The sequence below is a fragment of the Pseudomonas sp. GW821-FHT09C10 genome, from assembly GCF_059418085.1.
This window is the reverse complement of sequence record NZ_JBWKPE010000015.1, coordinates 1-20,507: the sequence shown is the minus strand read 5'-3', so window position 1 is coordinate 20,507 and position 20,507 is coordinate 1. Positions and strand designations below refer to the sequence as shown.

20 protein-coding genes are annotated in these 20,507 nt (G+C 62.1%); 12 read left to right on the top strand and 8 right to left on the bottom strand.

Features of this window, described 5'->3' with window-relative positions:
• The first annotated feature begins 44 nt into the window (after window positions 1-44).
• From nuoG to nuoN, 8 genes are read left to right on the top strand one after another with little or no spacing between them, the layout of a single operon-like run.
• A complete protein-coding gene (gene nuoG / locus AC07OT_RS24465; RefSeq protein ID WP_495109262.1) occupies window positions 45-2,759 on the top strand; it encodes an NADH-quinone oxidoreductase subunit NuoG in 2,715 nt (904 codons plus the stop codon).
• On the top strand, window positions 2,756-3,763 hold the full coding sequence (gene nuoH / locus AC07OT_RS24460; RefSeq protein ID WP_017137518.1) for an NADH-quinone oxidoreductase subunit NuoH: 1,008 nt from the start codon (window positions 2,756-2,758) through the stop codon (window positions 3,761-3,763). The genes nuoG and nuoH overlap by 4 nt, the downstream gene beginning before the upstream one ends.
• A gap of 11 nt (window positions 3,764-3,774) precedes the next feature.
• On the top strand, window positions 3,775-4,323 hold the full coding sequence (gene nuoI / locus AC07OT_RS24455) for an NADH-quinone oxidoreductase subunit NuoI (RefSeq protein WP_003174725.1): 549 nt from the start codon (window positions 3,775-3,777) through the stop codon (window positions 4,321-4,323).
• Window positions 4,324-4,332: 9 nt separating this feature from the next.
• Window positions 4,333-4,836 carry an NADH-quinone oxidoreductase subunit J gene (gene nuoJ, locus AC07OT_RS24450; RefSeq protein WP_003174726.1) on the top strand — a complete coding sequence of 168 codons (504 nt, stop codon included), beginning with the start codon at window positions 4,333-4,335 and terminating at the stop codon, window positions 4,834-4,836.
• Window positions 4,837-4,838: 2 nt separating this feature from the next.
• Window positions 4,839-5,147 (top strand): NADH-quinone oxidoreductase subunit NuoK, encoded by a 309-nt coding sequence (gene nuoK, locus AC07OT_RS24445; protein ID WP_003174727.1) that lies wholly within the window; start codon window positions 4,839-4,841, stop codon window positions 5,145-5,147.
• Entirely contained in the window at window positions 5,144-6,997 is a 1,854-nt protein-coding gene (gene nuoL, locus AC07OT_RS24440) for an NADH-quinone oxidoreductase subunit L (protein WP_065927062.1), read from the top strand. Before nuoK ends, nuoL begins: the two co-directional genes overlap by 4 nt.
• 39 nt (window positions 6,998-7,036) lie before the next feature.
• Window positions 7,037-8,569 (top strand): NADH-quinone oxidoreductase subunit M, encoded by a 1,533-nt coding sequence (gene nuoM / locus AC07OT_RS24435; protein ID WP_017527174.1) that lies wholly within the window; start codon window positions 7,037-7,039, stop codon window positions 8,567-8,569.
• 7 nt (window positions 8,570-8,576) lie between these two features.
• Entirely contained in the window at window positions 8,577-10,040 is a 1,464-nt protein-coding gene (gene nuoN, locus AC07OT_RS24430) for an NADH-quinone oxidoreductase subunit NuoN (protein ID WP_003174731.1), read from the top strand.
• 126 nt (window positions 10,041-10,166) lie between these two features.
• On the opposite strand, the gene AC07OT_RS24425 is transcribed toward nuoN, so the two are convergent.
• Both AC07OT_RS24425 and AC07OT_RS24420 read right to left on the bottom strand, forming a co-directional pair.
• Window positions 10,167-10,919, bottom strand: a complete 753-nt coding sequence (locus AC07OT_RS24425) for an outer membrane beta-barrel protein (protein WP_495109261.1) — start codon at window positions 10,917-10,919, stop codon at window positions 10,167-10,169.
• Between the two features lie 122 nt (window positions 10,920-11,041).
• Window positions 11,042-11,881 carry an arylamine N-acetyltransferase family protein gene (locus tag AC07OT_RS24420; protein ID WP_495109260.1) on the bottom strand — a complete coding sequence of 280 codons (840 nt, stop codon included), beginning with the start codon at window positions 11,879-11,881 and terminating at the stop codon, window positions 11,042-11,044.
• Window positions 11,882-12,001: 120 nt separating this feature from the next.
• On the opposite strand from AC07OT_RS24420, the gene AC07OT_RS24415 reads away from it, so the two are divergent.
• Window positions 12,002-12,238: a DUF6555 family protein gene (locus AC07OT_RS24415; protein WP_027606320.1), complete on the top strand. Its 237-nt coding sequence runs from the start codon at window positions 12,002-12,004 to the stop codon at window positions 12,236-12,238.
• Between the two features lie 32 nt (window positions 12,239-12,270).
• Here AC07OT_RS24415 and AC07OT_RS24410 read toward each other — a convergent pair whose 3' ends face one another.
• A complete protein-coding gene (locus AC07OT_RS24410) occupies window positions 12,271-12,471 on the bottom strand; it encodes a DUF6021 family protein (protein WP_065940074.1) in 201 nt (66 codons plus the stop codon).
• Window positions 12,472-12,483: 12 nt separating this feature from the next.
• Entirely contained in the window at window positions 12,484-12,663 is a 180-nt protein-coding gene (locus AC07OT_RS24405; RefSeq protein WP_065940075.1) for a hypothetical protein, read from the bottom strand.
• 134 nt (window positions 12,664-12,797) lie between these two features.
• Here AC07OT_RS24405 and AC07OT_RS24400 point away from each other — a divergent pair, with 134 nt between their 5' ends.
• Window positions 12,798-13,319 (top strand): DUF3087 domain-containing protein, encoded by a 522-nt coding sequence (locus tag AC07OT_RS24400; protein ID WP_495109259.1) that lies wholly within the window; start codon window positions 12,798-12,800, stop codon window positions 13,317-13,319.
• 1 nt (window position 13,320) lies between these two features.
• Here AC07OT_RS24400 and AC07OT_RS24395 read toward each other — a convergent pair whose 3' ends face one another.
• The 3 genes from AC07OT_RS24395 to AC07OT_RS24385 form a co-directional block, all read right to left on the bottom strand.
• Window positions 13,321-14,454: an MFS transporter gene (locus tag AC07OT_RS24395; RefSeq protein ID WP_495109258.1), complete on the bottom strand. Its 1,134-nt coding sequence runs from the start codon at window positions 14,452-14,454 to the stop codon at window positions 13,321-13,323.
• A gap of 57 nt (window positions 14,455-14,511) precedes the next feature.
• Entirely contained in the window at window positions 14,512-15,879 is a 1,368-nt protein-coding gene (locus AC07OT_RS24390; protein WP_141155383.1) for an MFS transporter, read from the bottom strand.
• A 118-nt stretch (window positions 15,880-15,997) separates the two neighbouring features.
• Window positions 15,998-16,861 (bottom strand): Dyp-type peroxidase, encoded by an 864-nt coding sequence (locus AC07OT_RS24385; RefSeq protein ID WP_065940079.1) that lies wholly within the window; start codon window positions 16,859-16,861, stop codon window positions 15,998-16,000.
• Window positions 16,862-17,012: 151 nt separating this feature from the next.
• Here AC07OT_RS24385 and AC07OT_RS24380 point away from each other — a divergent pair, with 151 nt between their 5' ends.
• Together AC07OT_RS24380 and AC07OT_RS24375 are read left to right on the top strand one after the other, a co-directional pair.
• Entirely contained in the window at window positions 17,013-18,629 is a 1,617-nt protein-coding gene (locus AC07OT_RS24380) for an NADP-dependent glyceraldehyde-3-phosphate dehydrogenase (protein WP_495109257.1), read from the top strand.
• Between the two features lie 89 nt (window positions 18,630-18,718).
• Window positions 18,719-19,780 carry an FUSC family protein gene (locus AC07OT_RS24375; protein WP_495109256.1) on the top strand — a complete coding sequence of 354 codons (1,062 nt, stop codon included), beginning with the start codon at window positions 18,719-18,721 and terminating at the stop codon, window positions 19,778-19,780.
• A gap of 81 nt (window positions 19,781-19,861) precedes the next feature.
• Here the strand turns inward: AC07OT_RS24375 and AC07OT_RS24370 are convergent.
• Window positions 19,862-20,507, bottom strand: a 646-nt coding sequence (locus AC07OT_RS24370) for an immunoglobulin-like domain-containing protein (RefSeq protein WP_495109255.1), incomplete at its 5' end; no start/stop codon positions are given.

The window sequence follows — 20,507 nt, the reverse complement described above, 5'->3', positions numbered from 1 at the left end:
TTAGCCACGCCCGCTGACAACGGGCCAACGAAGAACTTTGAACCATGGCCACTATCCACGTAGACGGCAAAGCGCTCGAAGTCGATGGGGCGGACAACCTGTTACAGGCGTGTCTGTCACTCGGCCTCGATATCCCGTATTTCTGCTGGCACCCCGCGCTTGGTAGCGTCGGTGCCTGTCGCCAGTGTGCGGTCAAGCAGTACACCGACGAAAACGACACCCGTGGTCGTATCGTCATGTCCTGCATGACCCCAGCCACCGACAACACCTGGATCTCCATCGACGATGAAGAATCCAAGGCGTTCCGCGCCAGCGTTGTCGAATGGCTGATGACCAACCACCCCCACGACTGCCCGGTCTGTGAGGAAGGCGGTCACTGCCACCTGCAAGACATGACGGTGATGACCGGCCACAACGAGCGCCGTTATCGCTTCACCAAGCGTACCCACCAGAACCAGCAACTGGGCCCGTTCATTTCCCACGAAATGAACCGCTGCATCGCCTGCTACCGCTGCGTACGCTTCTATAAAGATTACGCCGGCGGCACCGACCTCGGCGTATTCGGCGCCCACGACAACGTGTACTTCGGTCGCGTTGAAGACGGCGTGCTCGAAAGCGAGTTCTCCGGCAACCTCACCGAGGTCTGCCCGACCGGTGTGTTCACCGACAAGACCCACTCCGAGCGCTACAACCGCAAGTGGGACATGCAGTTTTCGCCAAGCATCTGCCATGGCTGCTCGAGCGGTTGCAACATCTCCCCAGGCGAGCGCTACGGCGAACTGCGTCGGATCGAAAACCGCTTCAACGGTTCGGTCAACCAGTACTTCCTGTGCGACCGTGGCCGCTTCGGCTATGGCTACGTCAACCGCGAAGACCGTCCACGCCAGCCACTGCTGGCCGATGGCGCCAAGCTGAGCCTGGACGCGGCGCTGGACAAAGCCGCCGACCTGCTGCGCGGCCGTAACATCGTCGGTATCGGCTCGCCCCGCGCCAGCCTCGAAAGCAACTACGCGTTGCGCGAGCTGGTGGGTGCCGAGCACTTCTACTCCGGTATCGAAGCCGGTGAGCTTGAGCGCATCCGCCTGGTCCTGCAGGTGCTGAACGACAGCCCGCTGCCGGTGCCGAACATGCGCGACATCGAAGACCACGATGCCATCTTCGTGCTCGGTGAAGACCTGACCCAGACCGCCGCGCGTATCGCGCTGTCCCTGCGTCAGTCGGTCAAAGGCAAGGCCGAAGACATGGCCGACGCCATGCGCGTCCAGCCTTGGCTCGACGCTGCGGTGAAAAACATCGGCCAGCACGCGCTGAACCCGCTGTTTATCGCCAGCCTGGCGGAAACCAAGCTCGACGACATCGCCGAAGAATGCGTCCACGCCGCACCGGACGACCTGGCCCGCATCGGTTTCGCCGTGGCCCACGCCCTCGACGCCAGCGCGCCGGCAGTCGAAGGCCTCGACACTGAAGCCGCCGAACTGGCCCAGCGTATTGCCGACGCCCTGCTGGCAGCCAAGCGTCCATTGATCATTGCCGGTACCTCGTTGGGTTCCAAGGCCTTGATCGAAGCCGCCGCCAACATCGCCAAGGCCTTGAAGCTGCGCGACAAGAACGGCTCCATCAGCCTGGTGGTGCCGGAAGCCAACAGCCTCGGCCTGGCCATGCTCGGCGGCGAGTCCCTGGATGCCGCCCTGCAAACCGTGATCGACGGCACTGCCGATGCGATCGTGGTGCTGGAAAACGACCTGTACACTCGCACCGATGCCGCCAAGGTTGACGCTGCGCTGAACGCCGCCAAGGTCCTGATCGTCGCCGACCACCAGAAGACCGCCACCAGCGATCGCGCCGACCTGGTACTGCCGGCCGCCACCTTCGCCGAAGGCGACGGCACCCTGGTCAGCCAGGAAGGTCGTGCCCAGCGCTTCTTCCAGGTGTTCGATCCGAAGTACATGGACGCCAGCATCCTGGTTCACGAAGGCTGGCGCTGGCTGCATGCCCTGCGCGCGACCCTGCTGAACCAGCCGATCGACTGGACCCAGCTCGACCACGTCACCGCCGCAGCCGCCGCGAGCGCGCCGCAGCTGGCGCGTATCGTCGACGCCGCACCGTCCGCCGCGTTCCGCATCAAGGGCATGAAGCTCGCCCGTGAGCCACTGCGTTATTCCGGTCGTACCGCCATGCGCGCCGACATCAGCGTGCACGAACCGCGTACCCCGCAAGACAACGACACCGCGTTCGCCTTCTCCATGGAAGGTTACTCGGGTTCGGTCGAGCCACGTCAGCAGGTGCCGTTTGCCTGGTCGCCGGGCTGGAACTCGCCACAGGCCTGGAACAAGTTCCAGGACGAAGTCGGTGGTCACATCCGCGCCGGCGACCCGGGCACCCGCCTGATCGAACCCCAGGGCGACGCGCTGAACTGGTTCGCTGCGGTGCCGCGTCCGTTCAACCCGGCCCAGGGCACCTGGCAGGTTGTGCCGTTCTTCCACCTGTTCGGCAGCGAAGAAACCTCTTCCAAGGCCGCGCCGGTACAAGAGCGCATTCCCGAGGCCTATGTGTCCGTGGCCAAGTCCGAAGCCGACCGCCTGGGCGTCAACGACGGCGCCCTGCTCAGCGTGACCGTGGCCGGCCAGACCCTGCGTCTGCCGCTGCGTATCAACGAAGAGCTGGGTGCCGGCCTGGTTGCCCTGCCTAAAGGCCTCGCCGGCATCCCGCCGGCGATCTTCGGCAAAACCGTTGACGGTCTGCAGGAGGCAGCGCAATGACCTGGTTCACCCCTGAAGTGATCGACGTGATCATCTCGGTCGTCAAGGCCATCGTGATCCTGTTGGCCGTGGTCGTCGCGGGCGCCCTGCTCAGCTTCGTCGAACGTCGCCTGCTGGGCTGGTGGCAGGACCGTTACGGTCCGAACCGCGTTGGCCCGTTCGGTATGTTCCAGATCGCCGCCGACATGCTGAAAATGTTCTTCAAGGAAGACTGGACCCCGCCGTTTGCCGACAAGGTGATCTTCACCCTGGCGCCGGTCGTGGCCATGAGCGCCTTGCTGATCGCCTTCGCGATCATCCCGATCACCCCGACCTGGGGCGTGGCGGACCTGAACATCGGTTTGCTGTTCTTCTTCGCCATGGCCGGCCTGTCGGTCTACGCGGTGCTGTTCGCCGGCTGGTCGAGCAACAACAAGTTCGCCCTGCTGGGCAGCTTGCGGGCCTCGGCCCAGACCGTGTCCTACGAAGTGTTCATGGGCCTCGCGCTGATGGGCATCGTGGTGCAGGTCGGCTCGTTCAACATGCGCGACATCGTCGAGTACCAGGCGCAGAACCTGTGGTTCATCATTCCGCAGTTCTTCGGCTTCTGTACCTTCTTCATCGCCGGCGTCGCCGTGACTCACCGTCACCCGTTCGACCAACCGGAAGCGGAACAGGAACTGGCCGACGGCTACCACATTGAATACGCCGGCATGAAATGGGGCATGTTCTTCGTCGGTGAATACATCGGCATCATCTTGATCTCGGCCCTGCTGGTCACGCTGTTCTTCGGCGGCTGGCACGGTCCGTTCGGCATCCTGCCGCAGCTGGCGTTCTTCTGGTTCTTCCTGAAGACCGCGTTCTTCATCATGCTGTTTATCCTGCTGCGCGCTTCCATTCCGCGTCCACGATACGACCAGGTGATGGATTTCAGCTGGCGTTTCTGCCTGCCGCTGACCCTGATCAATTTGCTGGTGACTGCTGCCGTTGTGTTGTTGAACACGCCAGCGGGCGCGGTTCAGTGAGGATTTGACCCATGTTCAAATATATTGGCGACATCGTTAAGGGTACCGGTACCCAGTTGCGAAGCCTGGTGATGGTTTTCGGCCATGGCTTTCGCAAACGCGACACCCTGCAATACCCGGAAGAAGCGGTGTACCTGCCGCCGCGCTATCGCGGCCGCATCGTGCTGACCCGCGACCCCGATGGCGAAGAGCGTTGCGTGGCCTGCAACCTGTGCGCCGTGGCGTGCCCGGTGGGTTGCATCTCCCTGCAGAAAGCTGAAACCGAAGACGGTCGCTGGTACCCGGACTTCTTCCGCATCAACTTCTCGCGCTGCATTTTCTGCGGCCTCTGCGAGGAAGCTTGCCCGACCACCGCGATCCAGCTCACACCGGATTTCGAGATGGCCGAGTTCAAACGTCAGGACCTGGTGTACGAGAAAGAAGATCTTTTGATCTCTGGTCCCGGTAAAAACCCTGATTACAACTTCTATCGTGTTGCAGGTATGGCCGTTGCCGGTAAGCCGAAAGGCGCCGCACAAAACGAAGCCGAGCCGATCAACGTGAAGAGCTTGCTGCCTTAAGGAAGAAAGATGGAATTCGCTTTCTATTTCGCATCGGGTATCGCGGTTGTGTCCACGCTTCGCGTGATCACCAACACCAACCCCGTGCACGCCCTGCTCTACCTGATCATTTCGCTGATCGCCGTGGCCATGACCTTCTTCAGCCTCGGCGCGCCGTTCGCCGGTGTGCTGGAAGTGATCGCCTACGCCGGCGCCATCATGGTGCTGTTCGTGTTTGTGGTGATGATGCTCAACCTCGGGCCGGCCTCGGTCGCCCAGGAACGCGTCTGGCTCAAGCCCGGCATCTGGCTCGGCCCGGTTGTCCTCGCAGCGCTGCTGCTGGGTGAACTGCTGTATGTGCTGTTCGCTCACCAGAGCGGCCAGGCCATCGGCCATACCACCGTGGACGCAAAAGCCGTGGGCATCAGCCTGTTCGGCCCGTACCTGCTGGTGGTCGAACTGGCTTCGATGCTGCTGCTCGCTGCAGCCATCACCGCCTTCCACTTGGGCCGCAACGAAGCCAAGGAGCAATGACGATGCCTGCTATCCCTTTGGAGCATGGTCTGGCGGTCGCCGGCATCCTGTTCTGCCTTGGCCTGGTCGGCCTGATGGTTCGCCGTAACATTCTGTTCGTGTTGATGAGCCTGGAAATCATGATGAACGCTGCGGCACTGGCGTTCATCGTTGCAGGTGCACGTTGGGGCCAGCCGGATGGACAAGTCATGTTCATCCTGGTGATCAGCCTGGCAGCCGCCGAGGCCAGTATCGGCCTGGCGATCCTGCTGCAACTGTATCGTCGCTTCCACACGCTTGATATCGACGCTGCCAGTGAGATGCGCGGATGAACATGATCTTTCTGACTTTCGTATTTCCCCTGATCGGTTTCCTGCTGCTGTCGTTCTCTCGCGGACGCTGGTCGGAAAACCTTTCGGCCCTGATCGGTGTGGGCTCCATTGGCCTGTCGGCCATCGTTGCCGCCTACGTCATCTGGCAATTCAACGTGGCACCGCCGGAAGGCGGCCACTACACCCTGGTGCTGTGGCAGTGGATGTCGGTGGAGGGCTTCAAGCCCAACTTCGCCCTCTACGTCGATGGCCTGTCGATCACCATGCTTGGCGTGGTGGTGGGCGTGGGCTTCCTGATCCACCTGTTCGCGTCCTGGTACATGCGCGGTGAAGCGGGCTACTCGCGCTTCTTCTCGTACACCAACCTGTTTATCGCCAGCATGCTGTTCCTGGTGCTCGGCGATAACCTGTTGTTCCTGTACTTCGGCTGGGAGGGCGTGGGCCTTTGCTCGTACCTGTTGATCGGTTTCTACTACAGCAACCGCAACAACGGTAACGCGGCACTCAAGGCATTTATCGTCACCCGCATCGGCGACGTGTTCATGGCCATCGGCCTGTTCATCCTGTTCCAACAGGTGGGCACGCTGAACATCCAGGAACTGCTGGTGCTGGCACCGCAGAAATTCCAGGTCGGCGACTTCTGGATCACCCTGGCGACCCTGATGCTGCTGGGCGGCGCCGTGGGTAAATCCGCGCAACTGCCGCTGCAGACCTGGCTGGCGGATGCGATGGCCGGTCCTACCCCGGTGTCGGCACTGATCCACGCCGCAACCATGGTGACCGCCGGTGTCTACCTGATCGCCCGTACCCACGGCCTGTTCACCCTGGCGCCGGACATCCTGCACCTGGTGGGCATCGTCGGCGGCGTGACCCTGGTACTGGCCGGCTTCGCCGCGCTGGTGCAGACCGACATCAAGAGGATCCTCGCCTACTCGACCATGAGCCAGATCGGCTACATGTTCCTGGCCCTGGGCGTCGGCGCCTGGGACGCGGCGATCTTCCACCTGATGACCCACGCCTTCTTCAAGGCCCTGCTGTTCCTGGCCTCCGGTGCGGTGATCGTGGCCTGCCACCACGAGCAGAACATCTTCAAGATGGGCGGCCTGTGGAAGAAACTGCCACTGGCCTACGCCAGCTTCATCGTCGGTGGTGCCGCCCTGGCCGCCCTGCCGCTGGTGACCGCCGGTTTCTACTCCAAGGACGAAATCCTCTGGGAAGCCTTTGCCAGCGGTAACCAGAACCTGCTGTACGCAGGCCTGGTGGGTGCGTTCATGACCTCGCTGTACACCTTCCGCCTGATCTTCATCACCTTCCACGGTGAAGCCAAGACCGAAGCCCACGCAGGCCATGGCATCTCCCACTGGTTGCCCCTGTCGGTGCTGATCATCCTGTCGACCTTCATCGGCGCGCTGATCACCCCGCCACTGGCCGGTGTACTGCCGGAAAGCGCCGGCCATGCCGGCGGCGCCGCCAAGCACAGCCTGGAAATCGCCTCGGGCGCCATTGCCATCGCCGGTATCCTGCTGGCAGCCCTGCTGTTCCTCGGCAAGCGTCGCTTCGTGACCGCCGTGGCCAACAGTGGCATCGGCCGTTTCCTCTCGGCCTGGTGGTTCGCCGCCTGGGGCTTCGACTGGCTCTACGACAAACTGTTCGTCAAGCCCTACCTGGCCATCAGTCATGTACTGCGTAAAGACCCGCTCGACCAGACCATCGGTTTGATCCCGCGCGCGGCCAAAGGCGGTCACACCGCCCTGAGCCGTACCGAGACCGGCCAGTTGCGTTGGTATGCGGCTTCCATGGCGGCCGGTGCCGTGCTGGTGATCGGCGCCATCGTTGTGGTAGCGGTCTGATATGAACTTTGCGAACTTGCGAAAGGAAACGAGCCCGTCATGATTCTGCCCTGGCTAATCCTGATCCCCTTTATCGGCGGCCTGCTCTGCTGGATGGGTGAACGCTTCGGCGCCACCCTCCCCCGCTGGATTGCGTTGCTGACCATGTCCCTGGAACTCGCACTCGGCCTCTGGCTGTGGGCCCATGGCGACTATTCATTCGCTCCGGCACCGGGTGTCGATCCGACGTTCGCGCTTGAATTCAAGCACGTGTGGATCCAGCGCTTCGGCATCAACGTGCACCTGGCCCTCGACGGCCTGTCGCTGTTGATGATCCTGCTGACCGGCCTGCTGGGTATCCTCTCGGTACTCTGCTCCTGGAAAGAGATCCAGCGTCACGTGGGCTTCTTCCACTTGAACCTGATGTGGATCCTGGGCGGCGTTGTCGGCGTGTTCCTCGCCCTCGACCTGTTCATGTTCTTCTTCTTCTGGGAAATGATGCTGGTGCCGATGTACTTCCTCATCGCGCTCTGGGGTCACAGTTCTTCGGACGGCAAGAAAACCCGGATCTACGCGGCGACCAAGTTCTTCATCTTCACCCAGGCTTCCGGCCTGATCATGTTGGTGGCGATCCTGGGCCTGGTACTGGTCAACTTCAACTCGACTGGCGTGATTACCTTCAACTACGCCGACCTGTTGAAAACCAAGATGTCCCTGACCACCGAGTACATCCTGATGCTGGGCTTCTTCATCGCCTTCGCGGTGAAGCTGCCGGTGGTGCCGTTCCACTCCTGGCTGCCTGACGCTCACGCCCAGGCGCCGACCGCCGGCTCCGTGGATCTGGCCGGTATCCTGCTGAAGACAGCGGCCTACGGCCTGCTGCGTTTCGCCCTGCCGCTGTTCCCGAACGCCTCGGCCGAGTTCGCACCAATTGCCATGACCCTCGGCCTGATCGGGATCTTCTACGGTGCGTTCCTGGCATTCGCGCAAACCGACATCAAGCGTCTGATTGCCTTCTCGTCCGTTTCCCACATGGGTTTCGTACTGATCGGCATCTACTCCGGCAGCCAGCTGGCGTTGCAAGGCGCCGTGATCCAGATGCTGGCCCACGGTGTCTCGGCCGCCGCACTGTTTATCCTGAGTGGCCAGTTGTACGAGCGCCTGCACACCCGTGACATGCGTGAGATGGGCGGCGTGTGGTCGCGCATTGCGTACCTGCCGGCGATCAGCCTGTTCTTCGCCGCCGCCTCCCTGGGCTTGCCGGGTACCGGTAACTTCATCGGCGAGTTCCTGATCCTGATGGGTGCCTTCGTGCAAACGCCGTGGATCAGTGCCATTGCTACGTCCGGCCTGGTATTCGGTTCGGTCTACTCGCTGATCATGATCCACCGCGCCTACTTCGGCCCGGCCAAGTCCGACACCGTCCTCAAGGGGATGGATGCTCGCGAACTGATCATGGTGCTCGGCCTTGCGGTATTGCTGATCTACATCGGCGTGTACCCGCAACCGTTCCTGGACACTTCTGCCGCGACGATGCATGGCGTGCAGCAGTGGTTCGGCACCGCCTTCTCTCAACTCGCTTCGGCCCGGTAAGAGCGCTATGGAATTCACGATCCAACACTTTATCGCGCTTGCGCCGCTGCTGATCACCAGCCTCACCATCGTGGTGGTGATGCTGGCGATCGCCTGGCGCCGCAATCATTCACAAACGTTCCTGCTGTCCTGCGCCGGTCTGAACCTGGCCTTGCTGTCGATTATCCCGGCACTCAAGGTCGCGCCACTGGCGGTGACCCCGCTGATGATGGTCGATGACTTCGCGCTGCTGTATATCGCGCTGATCCTCGTCGCCACCCTCGCCTGCGTCACCCTCGCCCACGCCTACCTCGGCGAAGGCGGCACCGGCTACCCGGGCAACCGCGAAGAGCTGTACCTGCTGATCCTGCTGGCTGCGGCCGGCGGTATCGTGCTGGTCAGCGCGCAGCACCTGGCCGGCTTGTTCATCGGCCTGGAACTGCTGTCGATCCCGACCTACGGCCTGGTGGCCTACGCCTTCTTCAACAAGCGCTCCCTGGAAGCCGGCATCAAGTACATGGTGCTGTCGGCCGCCGGTTCCGCGTTCCTGTTGTTCGGCATGGCCCTGCTCTACGCCGAAGCCGGCAGCCTGAGCTTCACCGGTATCGGTCACGCCCTGGCCGCCACCAACAGCCCCGCGCCGATTGCCCAACTGGGCCTGGCGATGATGCTGATCGGCCTGGCGTTCAAGCTCTCCCTGGTGCCGTTCCACCTGTGGACCCCGGACGTATACGAAGGCGCCCCGGCGCCGGTGGCGGCGTTCCTGGCGACCGCGTCCAAGGTCGCTGTGTTTGCGGTGATGGTGCGTCTGTTCCAGATCTCGCCTGCCGCCAACACCGGCGTGCTGAGCAACGTACTGACCGTGATCGCCATCGCGTCGATCCTGTTCGGCAACCTGCTGGCCCTGACCCAGAACAACCTCAAGCGTCTGCTGGGTTACTCGTCCATCGCTCACTTCGGCTACCTGCTGATCGCCCTGGTGGCGAGCAAAGGGCTGGCCGTGGAAGCCATCGGCGTGTACCTGGTCACCTACGTGATCACCAGCCTCGGCGCGTTCGGCGTGATCACCCTGATGTCCTCGCCTTACAAGGGCCGTGACGCCGACGCCCTGTACGAATACCGCGGCCTGTTCTGGCGCCGTCCGTACCTGACCGCCGTACTCACCGTGATGATGCTGTCCCTGGCCGGTATCCCGCTGACCGCGGGCTTTATCGGCAAGTTCTACATCGTCGCGACCGGTGTCGAAGCCCACGAGTGGTGGCTGGTTGCGTCCCTGGTGCTGGGCAGTGCCATCGGCGTGTTCTACTACCTGCGCGTGATGGTCACCCTGTACCTGATCGAGCCAAACCTGCGCCGTGTGGATGCCGAGTTGCACTGGGAACAGAAAGCCGGTGGCGTGATGCTGCTGGCCATCGCCCTGCTCGCCTTCTTCCTCGGCGTGTACCCACAACCGTTGCTCACCCTGGTGCAGCACGCGGTGCTGGGGGTTTGATCCCTTAGCGGTATGTGAACCAACAGAAACGGCGCCTTCGGGCGCCGTTTTTGCGTTCTGGGCTGACCTGCAACAGCCCCAAAAAAAACGCCCCGAATGTTCGGGGCGTTTTACATCGCAACCGCGTCAGAACGCGATACCGACCTTGACCCCGTACTCATCCCGCTTGAGACGAGTGTTATCGGCCACTTCGGAATCACCGTCGAGCTTGTATTCGGTGCGGGTGTAGTAAAGGCCCGCCATCACCGGCAGGTCGCCCTTCTGGTTCATCAGCAGGCTGACTTCCGCATACGGGTTAGTGCGGTCCTTGAGGTCTACGGTGTCGCTGCCCACGCCGTCCACCTTGAGCTTGGTACGACCATCAATGGTGCGACGCGCACCGGCTTCGAAACGCAGCGTCATGTCATCGAACTGATGGTTATAGCCCAGGGCTGCCTTGGCGAACGGCGACTTGTTGGTGAGTTCCATGTCGTAGTCGTTCGAGTCCAGCTCATAGCGGGTCCAGCTGTAACCGCCGCCCACGATCACATCGACGAAGTTGCGCGCATCCAGCGCGGCACGCCAGCCGAGATCCAGGTCGGCCTGGCCTTCCTTGAGTTTGTTATCACTCTTTTTACCGTACTTGGCTTCCACACCTGCCTGGTAGATAAAGCCCGACTCGGCGGTGAGCTTGTTGCCGAAGTTGTAGAAAAGACCGGCTTCGGGCATGTGGTCCTTATCACTTTCACTACCGCCTTCGAGCTTGAAGTCGTTGTAGCTGCCCAGGATCCCAAAGGTAGAAATCGGGTCAGTGGACGGTGCAGCGAACACCACTGCCGGCGCGGCGACCAGCGCCAGCAGTGAGGAATTTTTGAGGAAGCTTCCGAATAGTTTGGACATCGTTTACATCTCCTTGTCTGGTGGGCAAATTATCCAGGAAACGCTTCGAACCCAGATTGGCACCAAAGGTTCGAAAAATTTGCCCCCACCTGGAGGTAAAACGGTTCAGCGATGGCTCTAGGTCAATACTCCTGGCGTACAGCCATTACCAAGCCATCAAGGGTTGAATCAAGCTGAGGGTGACCCGGCACACGAATCCCAAAGGCAGTGCCCAGCACGTCCAGCAGCTCGTCGGCGCTCTGGATCACACGCTTGTCACTCGGCCGATCCAGATAGTGAATTCCATAATGGGTGTTGTTCAAGGTGTGGCGTTCGCCCGCTGCCAGGCGTGCGACTTTCAATTGACCCAGGAACGGCGATCCCGGATGGGTCGAGACGTACCAGTTACCGATTTCGTAGTCGATGTCGGCCTGCACTTGCAGATCGAAGACATACAAGCCACGCCACTCCCCCGCGACCTCGGCCCACAAGGTGTAGCTGCTCTCCTGTTCATTGAGAGTCAGGCGATACGGCTCATGGGCCGTGGCCTGCACGGCTTGCGTGTCCAACTGCAGCGGACTGCTGGGCACCATGCCACCAAAGCCGACGTCGGTGATGTAGCGCACGCCGTCCAGGGTCACCAGGCTCAGGCGGTGGGTGCGCGCCGTACGTGCGTCCGGCGGACCACCCATCACCACCCGCCCGGTAATGCCGCGGGCCTCGAAGCCCAGCTCCTGCAACAGCGCCAGGAACATCTGGTTCAACTCATAGCAATACCCACCCCGCCCATCGAACAGGACTTTCTGCTCGACGCTGGGCAAGTCGATCGGCACCGGCAGGCGCAGCAGGGTCGACAGGCTTTCGAAGGCGAAGGTGCACACATGACGCAGTTGCAAATCCCGCAGGGTCTGCAGGGTGGGCGGTGGCGGCGCATCGTAACCCAGGCGTTGCAGGTACAGGCGGCTATGGTTCAGGAGGGTCATGGCGCGATCCTTGGGCGCGGGAGCAATGCGTCACTATGCCGCGCAAGCATGCAGATTGTCATTTTGAATGAACCTTTTTAAACCGTTCCCTCTCCATCTATAACAAGACAGGGAGGCAACATGAGTACCGCAAAAATCTACACCATCCACTACCAACTGCACGGTCAACCGAAGTCCTTTGTGGTGCGTGCCGAAGTGATGAACAACGCCGAGGCCTGGCACTGGGCAGCCGTTGACGCTGACATAGCGCATGTCAGTCGTATCGGCCGGGTTGGCCATGAGCAGGTGAAAAAAACCACGCGCCCATGGGCCGAGAAGTACGGCATTACCGACGTCACCTGGATGCCGCCCAGATAAATAAAAAGCCCCGCTCAGTGGCGGGGCTCAGTTCATTTCTTCAAGTCGCCCAACGGATCGTAGGGCGGCTTTTTTTTCGCGTCGTCCTTGGCCTTTTTATCCAGCGGGGCGATGGCCGGACCGATGGGATCAACCTGCGGATCAGCCACATCGGGCGAGTCCGGATCAAATCCCAGCTCATCCTTGCCGCTGGCGTGTTCGTTGGAGGGCGGTCCATCCGAGCGCTTGTTCATCATGGTCTCCTGTTAGAGCGGGCGAGCTTTGTCGTGGAGGTTTTCCAGGTCTTCTTCGACGCGCTCCACATCATCCTGGGCGTCACGCTCTTTCGGGTCATTGGGGCGCAAGGCATCGTTGTCGCGCTCCTCTTCGCCGGGCGTGCGATCGGGGTCCGGGGTACCGGGCGGTGGCTGCTTGTATTCGGGCATGGTGGTTGACCTCAAAGGGACTACACCGCTTTAGAGAAACTGCCCCAGATCATGGTTCAACTTGATTGCCCCACCACTGACCGCCGACCATGAGAAGATGCCTTCCCCCTACCCGCCCTGGAGACCTGGACCGGATGTTCGAGCTCAAACCCTGCGACCCCGTCACCTACCGCCAGCAGACGCGCCGCAGCACGCTGATCGTGGCCGTGCTGTTCGTGGCCCTGGCCATGCTGCTGTCGAGCCTGGCGGTGATGCTGTTCGGCGAACCCGGCGGTGACAACTTCCGCTTCAATGTCGGTGGCGTATTCGCCGGGGTGTTGATAACGGTCGCCCTGCTGCGCGGCCCGTTCCGCACCCAGCCGTGGCTGGCACCGGCCGTGTATGGCTGGCAGCTCAAGCGCACCCTGATGCGCGTGACCAACGTGATGCACACCGTCACCGAGCGTGTGCAGGCGAATGATCCGACGGCCATGAAGATCCTGCGCTTCTATCACCTGGGGCTGACGCAGATGCACGCCCTGGACGCCAATTCCAGTGCCCAGGCTCAGTTGGTCGGTGAAATGGACGCGCATAAGAACACGATGCAGGCACTGGGGATCGACACCGAACAAACCCGATTTGATCCCGCTTGGCTGGAAGGATTGAAACGCACGTAAGTCAGCCGGCTGCAACACGGGTGCGCCAGCAGAACAACGCACTCACCGCAATCGCCGCACCCGCCACGCCAAACACCAGGGGGGCCGAGGCCACCGGCAACAGCAGGCCTGCCAGCAGTGGCCCGAGGCCCGCACCGATGTCACGCCATACCGCATTCGACGCCAGGGCCGACACCCGCAGCGAACCGGGGTTGCGCTCGGCGACCAGGGTGGTCACCAGGGGCAGTTGCAACGCGCGCAGCACCAACACCGCCGCCGCGCCGACAATCACCCAATAGCCGCCGAACGCCGTCAGGGCCAAGGCACTCAGGAACGAAAACAGCAACAACATCGAGGTCGCGCCAAAGCGCTGGGCGGCGTGGCCTCCCAGGGGGCTCAGGAGCATTTCCGAGACATAACGCAGGGCCATCAAGCCGCCGGCGATCAGCACCGCATTACCGCCGAGCAGCTTCTGCGCCTGGATCGACAGGCCGAAAATAAACAGTCCGTCCAGCGCCACGCCTTCGATAAACGACCACAGCGCCACGCTGTCGGGCCACTTGAAACGGCGCCCGGGGGTGCTGTGCAAATCATGCCCGGCGCTGGGCAGGCCGCGCGCCATCCACAGCCCCACCAGACAACAGCCGGCGAGGATCACAAAGATCGGACGCGGCCCGACCCACAGCGTCAGCCAGCCACCGAACGGTAACGCCAGCATCGGCCCCCAGGCGATCAGGGCCCGCGAACGCCCGGCCCGGCGCGCGGCGCCCTCCGGCTCGGAGGTGGCCAATACCTGGGTCGACAGGTTCAACGCAGCGAAACACAGGCCCCACACCAGCCGCAGCCCCAACAACGCGGCAAAGCCCGACAGCACCGAATTACCCAGGGCGCACAGCGTTGCGGCCCCGGCGGCGATCATGCAGGTCAGGCGATCACCGTTGCGCGCGTAGAAATTCAGCACATGGCGGTAACCGAAAATCCGCACCAGCCGGTTGGCCGCCAGCAATACACCGGCCTGGGCGAGCGTGATGCCAAAGGCCTGGGACTCCATGGGCAGCAGCAGATAGAGCAACACATCACTGGGCAGGCATAAGGCCAGGGTCAACGCAGCGCGGCGGGAATGGGTATCGGCAGTGCGGAGGGCCAGGCTGGACATAAATCTGAAACATCCCGAAATATTCAGGTCGCCACGGTAGCCCTCCCGCCGCTGGTTTTACAACGGCTTTTTCCCGTAGGGCAGCAAACGCAGGCCACTGGCCACGGCGCCCACCAGCGCAAACACGCAACCCAGCCACAGCGCATACAGCGGGCCATTGCCCAGGGACAGGTGGAAACACAGCGCCACCAACGACGCCCCCAGCGTCTGCCCCAGCAACCGCGAAATCGCCACGATGCCGCTGGCCCCGCCGCTGCGCGCCAACGGCGCACTGGTCATCAAGGCCTTGAGGTTGGGCGACTGGAAGAAGCCGAAACCGGCACCGCACAACGCCATGCGCCAGCCAATATCAAAGGCCGACGCGCCGTGGCCCAAGGTCGCCAACGCGGCCATTCCCACGCTCAACATCAACAGCCCGATACCGCACAGCAGGCCCAGGGACACACGGTCAGCCAGGCGCCCGGCGACCAGGGCCATCACCGCCACGACCGCCGGCCACGGCGTCATCAGGAACCCGGTTTCCACCTGGCTATGCCCCAGCACCGCCTGCAACAGAAAGGGCAGCGACACAAAGGCCAGGCCCTGGGCGCTGAAGGCGCAGATCGCCGTCAGGGAAGACAAGGCAAACACCGGCCGCTTGAACAGATCCAACGCCAGCATCGGCGCCGGGTGACCGGCCTGCCGACGCAGCAGCAACGCGCCACACAGCAGCGCCACCGCAATCAAGCCCAGGGTCAACGCCCCCTGCGCACCATGCACCGCCGTGCCCAGCCCCAGCACCAGCAAGGCGAACAACCCGGCACACAGTGCAGCCGCGAGGCGGTCGAAGGCATGCCCGGCCATCGGCAGGGTCGGCAATGAACGCAGGCCCAGTCCCAGGGCCAACAGCCCCAACGGCACATTGATCAGGTACAGCCAGTGCCAGGTCGCCACCGACAGAATCGCCGACGCCGCCGTGGGCCCCAGGGTAAACGCCAGCCCCACCACCAGCGAGTTATAGCCCAGGCCACGCCCGAGCATTTTTGACGGGTAGATATGCCGCAGCAACGCCGTATTGACGCTCATGATCGCCGCCGCCCCCAGCCCCTGCACCACACGGGCGGCGGTCAGGGTCACCAGCGAGCCGGCCAGCCCACAAAACAGCGACGAGACGATAAACAGCAGCAACCCGCCGAGATACACACGGCGGTGACCGAGCACATCACTGAGGGACGCAAACGGCAGCACCGTGGCGATAATCGCCAACTGGTAGGCATTGACTACCCAGATCACCGAGGCGGAATCGGTGCCAATCCCTTCGGCCAGGGTCGGCAAGGCCGTATTGACGATGGCCGTGTCGAGGGTCGCCATGCCGATCCCCAGGGAGATCGCGATCACGGCCGGCAGGCGTTTATTGAGGGGCAGCCCATCGGCAACAGAAGACATGAACAATCCGCACAGTGGCAAAGGTGTCTAGATTACGGGCAGCCGGGGTTTTTTTCAGTGGGGGATTGCGTGGCTGTCCGAATTTTCATGTTCAGCCACGCGCCACAGGTAAAGGCGATCAGCCTGCCAGTGCACTCAGGTCCAGGCGCCCACCGAGGGTCGGCGGACACCAGTAGTAACCACCGGTCAACGGCGTGCTGATGCGATACAGGCCATCGACAATCCCGTCCTCCAACCCGCTCATGCGGCGCAGTTGGGCTTCGAACGCATCGAAGGAATGGCCGAATGCGAGGAACATCAACCCGGCCTGGCCATTTTCGGCCCAGGGCATGGAGCGGCGCACCACGAAGGCTTCCGGGGTGAAGCTTTCCTGGGCGGTACGTTTGGTGTGGGCGGATTCGGGGGCGTCTTCCAACTCTTCGTTGTCGCCATGGCGGCGGCCGATGATGTGGTCGCGCTCCTGGGCGGGCAACGCGGCGAAGCCATCGAGGTCGTGCTGCCATTGCTGGATCGCGGCGAAGCTGGCGCCGCTGTCGGTCAGGGCGGCCTCAACGGCAGCGTCATCGTGGGGGTTTTCGGTGCCGTCTTCGTAGTCGGTGAGGTCGAAGCCGGTCTTGTAGCGGAAGCCTTCGGTCGACTGCACCAGGCGAAACGCCGGGGCCAGGGCCTTCTCGAAAGCGCGACTGCGCAGCAGCAACTCACCGCGATCGACGCCATGCAGCCACACCCACAGTGCCTGCTGGGTGGACGGGTTGTGCGCGCCCGGCGCGCTCACGGCAGGAAAGCTGCGCAAGCCATCAACTGTTGCACCCAGCGCGTTGACCAGCGGCTCGCCAAATCCGACCACTGCAGCCGAATCGGTCAACTGCACCAGCGCGTCCAGCGCAGCGGGCACGGCTGCCAGGGTGTCCACGGCAAAAAACAGATGGCGTGCCTGCAAAGGCACCGGTGCGGCAAGAATGCCCGGCTGGTACTGACTCATGTGAACTCCTTCAAGAAAGGCGCGCAGTCTACTATCTCGAAGAGCAGGCGACACGTCCCGGTGTGCAGTGCAACGCGCACAAGCCTTGCCATGAAGCCCTGTGTTGGGTGACTCTCTAGTCATGTTTTGCAACTATTTCAGGGGTAGTGCCATGACCACCAGCAACCTGCTCGCCCAGCTGTTTCCCACCAGCGTCGCCGATATTCCCGAGCAATACCTCCTGGCGGCGCCCATCGAACAGCGTGACTACCTGGTGGATGGCCAGTTGCAGGTGTGGAACGGCCCCTTGGCCCAGGTACAGAGCCCGGTGCAATTGGGCGACCGCCGCGTGGTGATCGGCAGCACGCCGTTGCTGGACGCCGACACCGCCCTTACCGCCCTCGATGCCGCCGTGCGCGCTTATGACCGCGGCCAGGGTGAATGGCCGACGATGCGCGTGGTGGAGCGTATCCAGCACGTCGAGGCGTTTTTGCGACGTATGCGCGAACAGCGCGACGCAGTGGTCACGCTGCTGATGTGGGAGATCGGCAAGAACCTCAAGGACTCGCAGAAAGAGTTCGACCGCACCTGCGACTACATCACCGACACCATCAATGCCCTCAAGGAACTCGACCGCCGCAGCAGCCGCTTCGAGTTGGAACAGGACACCCTCGGGCAGATCCGCCGCGTGCCCCTGGGCGTGGCGCTGTGCATGGGCCCCTACAACTACCCGCTCAACGAGACGTTTACCACGCTGATCCCGGCGCTGATCATGGGCAATACCGTGGTGTTCAAGCCGGCCAAACTCGGTGTGCTGCTGATCCGCCCGTTGCTGGAAGCCTTCCGCGACAGTTTCCCGGCCGGGGTGATCAACGTGATCTACGGAAGTGGCCGCGAAACCGTCAGTGCGTTGATGGCCAGCGGCAAGATCGACATCTTTGCCTTTATCGGTACCAACAAGGCCGCCAGTGACTTGAAAAAACTGCACCCCAAGCCGCACCGCCTGCGTGCGGCACTGGGCCTGGATGCGAAAAACCCCGGCATCGTGCTGCCCGAGGTGGACCTGGACAACGCCGTCAGCGAGGCCGTCACCGGTTCGCTGTCCTTCAACGGCCAGCGTTGCACCGCGCTGAAAATCCTGTTTGTGCATGAAGACGTGGTCGACAGCTTCATCGAGAAATTCAACCGCAAGCTGGAGACCCTCAAACCCGGCATGCCCTGGGAAGACGGGGTTTCACTGACGCCGCTGCCGGAAGTCGGCAAAGTCGATTACCTCAACGAGCTGGTGGCCGATGCCCAACAACATGGCGCCCACGTGGTGAATGCCAATGGCGGCACCCATCGTGGTTCGTTCTTCTATCCGGCGGTGCTGTACCCGGTGACCCCGCAGATGCGCGTGTACCACGAGGAACAATTCGGCCCGGTGGTGCCCATCGTGCCCTACCGTGATCTGGAGACGGTGATCGAGTACGTACTCGACTCGGACTTCGGCCAGCAATTGAGTATTTTCGGCACCAACGCCGTGGCAGTCGGACGCCTGGTGGACACCTTCGCCAACCAGGTCGGCCGCATCAATATCAACGCCCAGTGCCAGCGCGGCCCGGACACCTTCCCGTTCAACGGGCGCAAGAACTCGGCCGAGGGCACGCTGTCGGTACATGACGCGCTGCGCGTATTTTCGATCCGCACCCTGGTGGCGACCAAATTCCAGGAGAGCAACAAGGCGCTGGTCAGCGACATCCTGCGCAACCGTGACTCAAGCTTCCTGACCACCGACTATATCTTCTAAGCACAATGCCGATCTCAAGGTGGGAGGGGACCGCCCCTCCCACATTTGGATTGTGTACATATCCAAAACCGAGGCCACTTTAATTACCGATGAACCTGCCACTCTTCGCCCGGCGCCTGCTGCGCCCCTTGCTCGACCCTTACCGCCGCTATCGCCACGCCAAGCTGATCCACGCCGTGCGCGTGTCCATTGGCTTGCTGGCGACGATCCTGCTGACCACCGGCATCAACCTGCCCCATGGTGAATGGGCGTCGGTGACCATGCTGGTGGTGATCGGCGGTTTGCAACACCACGGCAATATCGGCAAGAAAGCCGTTGAGCGCGCCTATGGCACGCTGATCGGTGCCAGCGTCGGTCTGCTGCTGGTGGTGCAGGAGGCGTATGTCGGCCAGCCGCTGCTCACCTACCTGCTGATGTCGGTGGTGTGCGGGTTCTTTTCCTATCACGCCATCGGCAAGGGCGGGTACACGGCGCTGTTGTCCGCGATCACGGTGTTTATCGTCGCGGGGCACGGTGACAACCCGTTGTCGGACGGGCTGTGGCGCACCGTGGATATCCTGATCGGCATTGCCTTGGCGCTGGCGTTTTCCTTCGCCCTGCCGCTGTATGCCGTATATTCCTGGCGCTACAACCTGGCCAGCGCCCTGCGTGACTGCGCCCAGATCTACAGCCGGATCATCAATGGCCAGTCGGTCACCGACGATGAACACCTGAAACTGCTCAACCGCCTGAATGCGGCGATGCTGCAATTGCGCTCGCTGATGCCGTCGGTGTCCAAGGAAGTGCGCATCTCCATGACCGAACTGGACGCGATCCAACGCCACCTGCGCATGTGCATCAGCACCCTGGAGATTCTCGGCAACACCCGCCCGGACCCGCGGGACGAACAGGCGATGGCGCGCATGCAAGTAATGTTGAAAGCCGAGCATCGGCAGATTCGCGTGCAGTTGGTGGGGATGGCGCGGGCATTGAAGTCGGGGGTTACGGAGCGGCTGGAGCGGCCCAGCCCTGTCAGCGGCGGCCAGCCTTCACTGGATGCACCGGTGTACAGCGCATTGGATGGGTATCGGTTGTTGACGGTGCAGCTGGCGGCGAATGTGGATGCGATGCGGGGGCGGTTGGCGAAGAGTGCCGTACGCTGGAGACTTTGAGCTGCGGACTGGTAGCGCCAACGCGCGACAGATCTATCATCGGTATAGATCCGTCGCGGTTACTCGTTGGTAATTTGATAGTCAGGAAGGCTGTAAGCACCAAGCCCACCGAACTGTGCCTTGTGTCGCACATCCGACGTCGTTCCGTGCTCGGCGCCATAGAGCCCTATTCGGCTCATTGCAGCCTGTCTCCAGGCACAACCAATACTCGCCATCTGTCGGAATGGGCCAAGTCGTTACCGGACCGTAGGCTTTCACCATTTCATCAATCCCACCGTAAAAACTCATTGCCCTGCCCCCTGGCAGCGAGTTACGCCACGCAATAGCTTGGGCGTAATTCACACCGCTCGAGTACTCACGCAAGTAATACACATTGCTGACGGTAACGTTATACGACACGGTGCTGCCTGCCTGATCCCTCACATCAATTGTCGTACTGCCATTGGCAACCCCTCTCACTTTCCCTGCCGCTGTTACCGAGGCGACAGCAGAGTTGCGTGAACTGTAGGTATAAGGTGGACGGCCGCCGGTGGCCGCGCGAGTTTGGTTATTACCTGCATAATCCCCGGCAGGTTGTCCCCAGAACGCAATGATCGCAAATCCATTCAAGTTCATTGTGGTTTGATCAATTCTCAAGGGCGGATAATTCACTAACGTGTAAGTCGTCGTCGGGAAAGTAATCACATCGCCAGGGCTCACGCTGCCATTGAGCGTCACCTGGCTCCTC

Excerpts from the sequence above, each read along its gene's own strand:
- nuoG (WP_495109262.1), top strand. The coding sequence starts at position 45 with ATGGCCACTATCCACGTAGACGGCAAAGCGCTCGAAGTCGATGGGGCG.
- nuoH (WP_017137518.1), top strand. The coding sequence starts at position 2,756 with ATGACCTGGTTCACCCCTGAAGTGATCGACGTGATCATCTCGGTCGTC.
- nuoI (WP_003174725.1), top strand. The coding sequence starts at position 3,775 with ATGTTCAAATATATTGGCGACATCGTTAAGGGTACCGGTACCCAGTTG.
- nuoJ (WP_003174726.1), top strand. The coding sequence starts at position 4,333 with ATGGAATTCGCTTTCTATTTCGCATCGGGTATCGCGGTTGTGTCCACG.
- nuoK (WP_003174727.1), top strand. The coding sequence starts at position 4,839 with ATGCCTGCTATCCCTTTGGAGCATGGTCTGGCGGTCGCCGGCATCCTG.
- nuoL (WP_065927062.1), top strand. The coding sequence starts at position 5,144 with ATGAACATGATCTTTCTGACTTTCGTATTTCCCCTGATCGGTTTCCTG.
- nuoM (WP_017527174.1), top strand. The coding sequence starts at position 7,037 with ATGATTCTGCCCTGGCTAATCCTGATCCCCTTTATCGGCGGCCTGCTC.
- nuoN (WP_003174731.1), top strand. The coding sequence starts at position 8,577 with ATGGAATTCACGATCCAACACTTTATCGCGCTTGCGCCGCTGCTGATC.
- AC07OT_RS24425 (WP_495109261.1), bottom strand. The coding sequence starts at position 10,919 with ATGTCCAAACTATTCGGAAGCTTCCTCAAAAATTCCTCACTGCTGGCG.
- AC07OT_RS24420 (WP_495109260.1), bottom strand. The coding sequence starts at position 11,881 with ATGACCCTCCTGAACCATAGCCGCCTGTACCTGCAACGCCTGGGTTAC.
- AC07OT_RS24415 (WP_027606320.1), top strand. The coding sequence starts at position 12,002 with ATGAGTACCGCAAAAATCTACACCATCCACTACCAACTGCACGGTCAA.
- AC07OT_RS24410 (WP_065940074.1), bottom strand. The coding sequence starts at position 12,471 with ATGAACAAGCGCTCGGATGGACCGCCCTCCAACGAACACGCCAGCGGC.
- AC07OT_RS24405 (WP_065940075.1), bottom strand. The coding sequence starts at position 12,663 with ATGCCCGAATACAAGCAGCCACCGCCCGGTACCCCGGACCCCGATCGC.
- AC07OT_RS24400 (WP_495109259.1), top strand. The coding sequence starts at position 12,798 with ATGTTCGAGCTCAAACCCTGCGACCCCGTCACCTACCGCCAGCAGACG.
- AC07OT_RS24395 (WP_495109258.1), bottom strand. The coding sequence starts at position 14,454 with ATGTCCAGCCTGGCCCTCCGCACTGCCGATACCCATTCCCGCCGCGCT.
- AC07OT_RS24390 (WP_141155383.1), bottom strand. The coding sequence starts at position 15,879 with ATGTCTTCTGTTGCCGATGGGCTGCCCCTCAATAAACGCCTGCCGGCC.
- AC07OT_RS24385 (WP_065940079.1), bottom strand. The coding sequence starts at position 16,861 with ATGAGTCAGTACCAGCCGGGCATTCTTGCCGCACCGGTGCCTTTGCAG.
- AC07OT_RS24380 (WP_495109257.1), top strand. The coding sequence starts at position 17,013 with ATGACCACCAGCAACCTGCTCGCCCAGCTGTTTCCCACCAGCGTCGCC.
- AC07OT_RS24375 (WP_495109256.1), top strand. The coding sequence starts at position 18,719 with ATGAACCTGCCACTCTTCGCCCGGCGCCTGCTGCGCCCCTTGCTCGAC.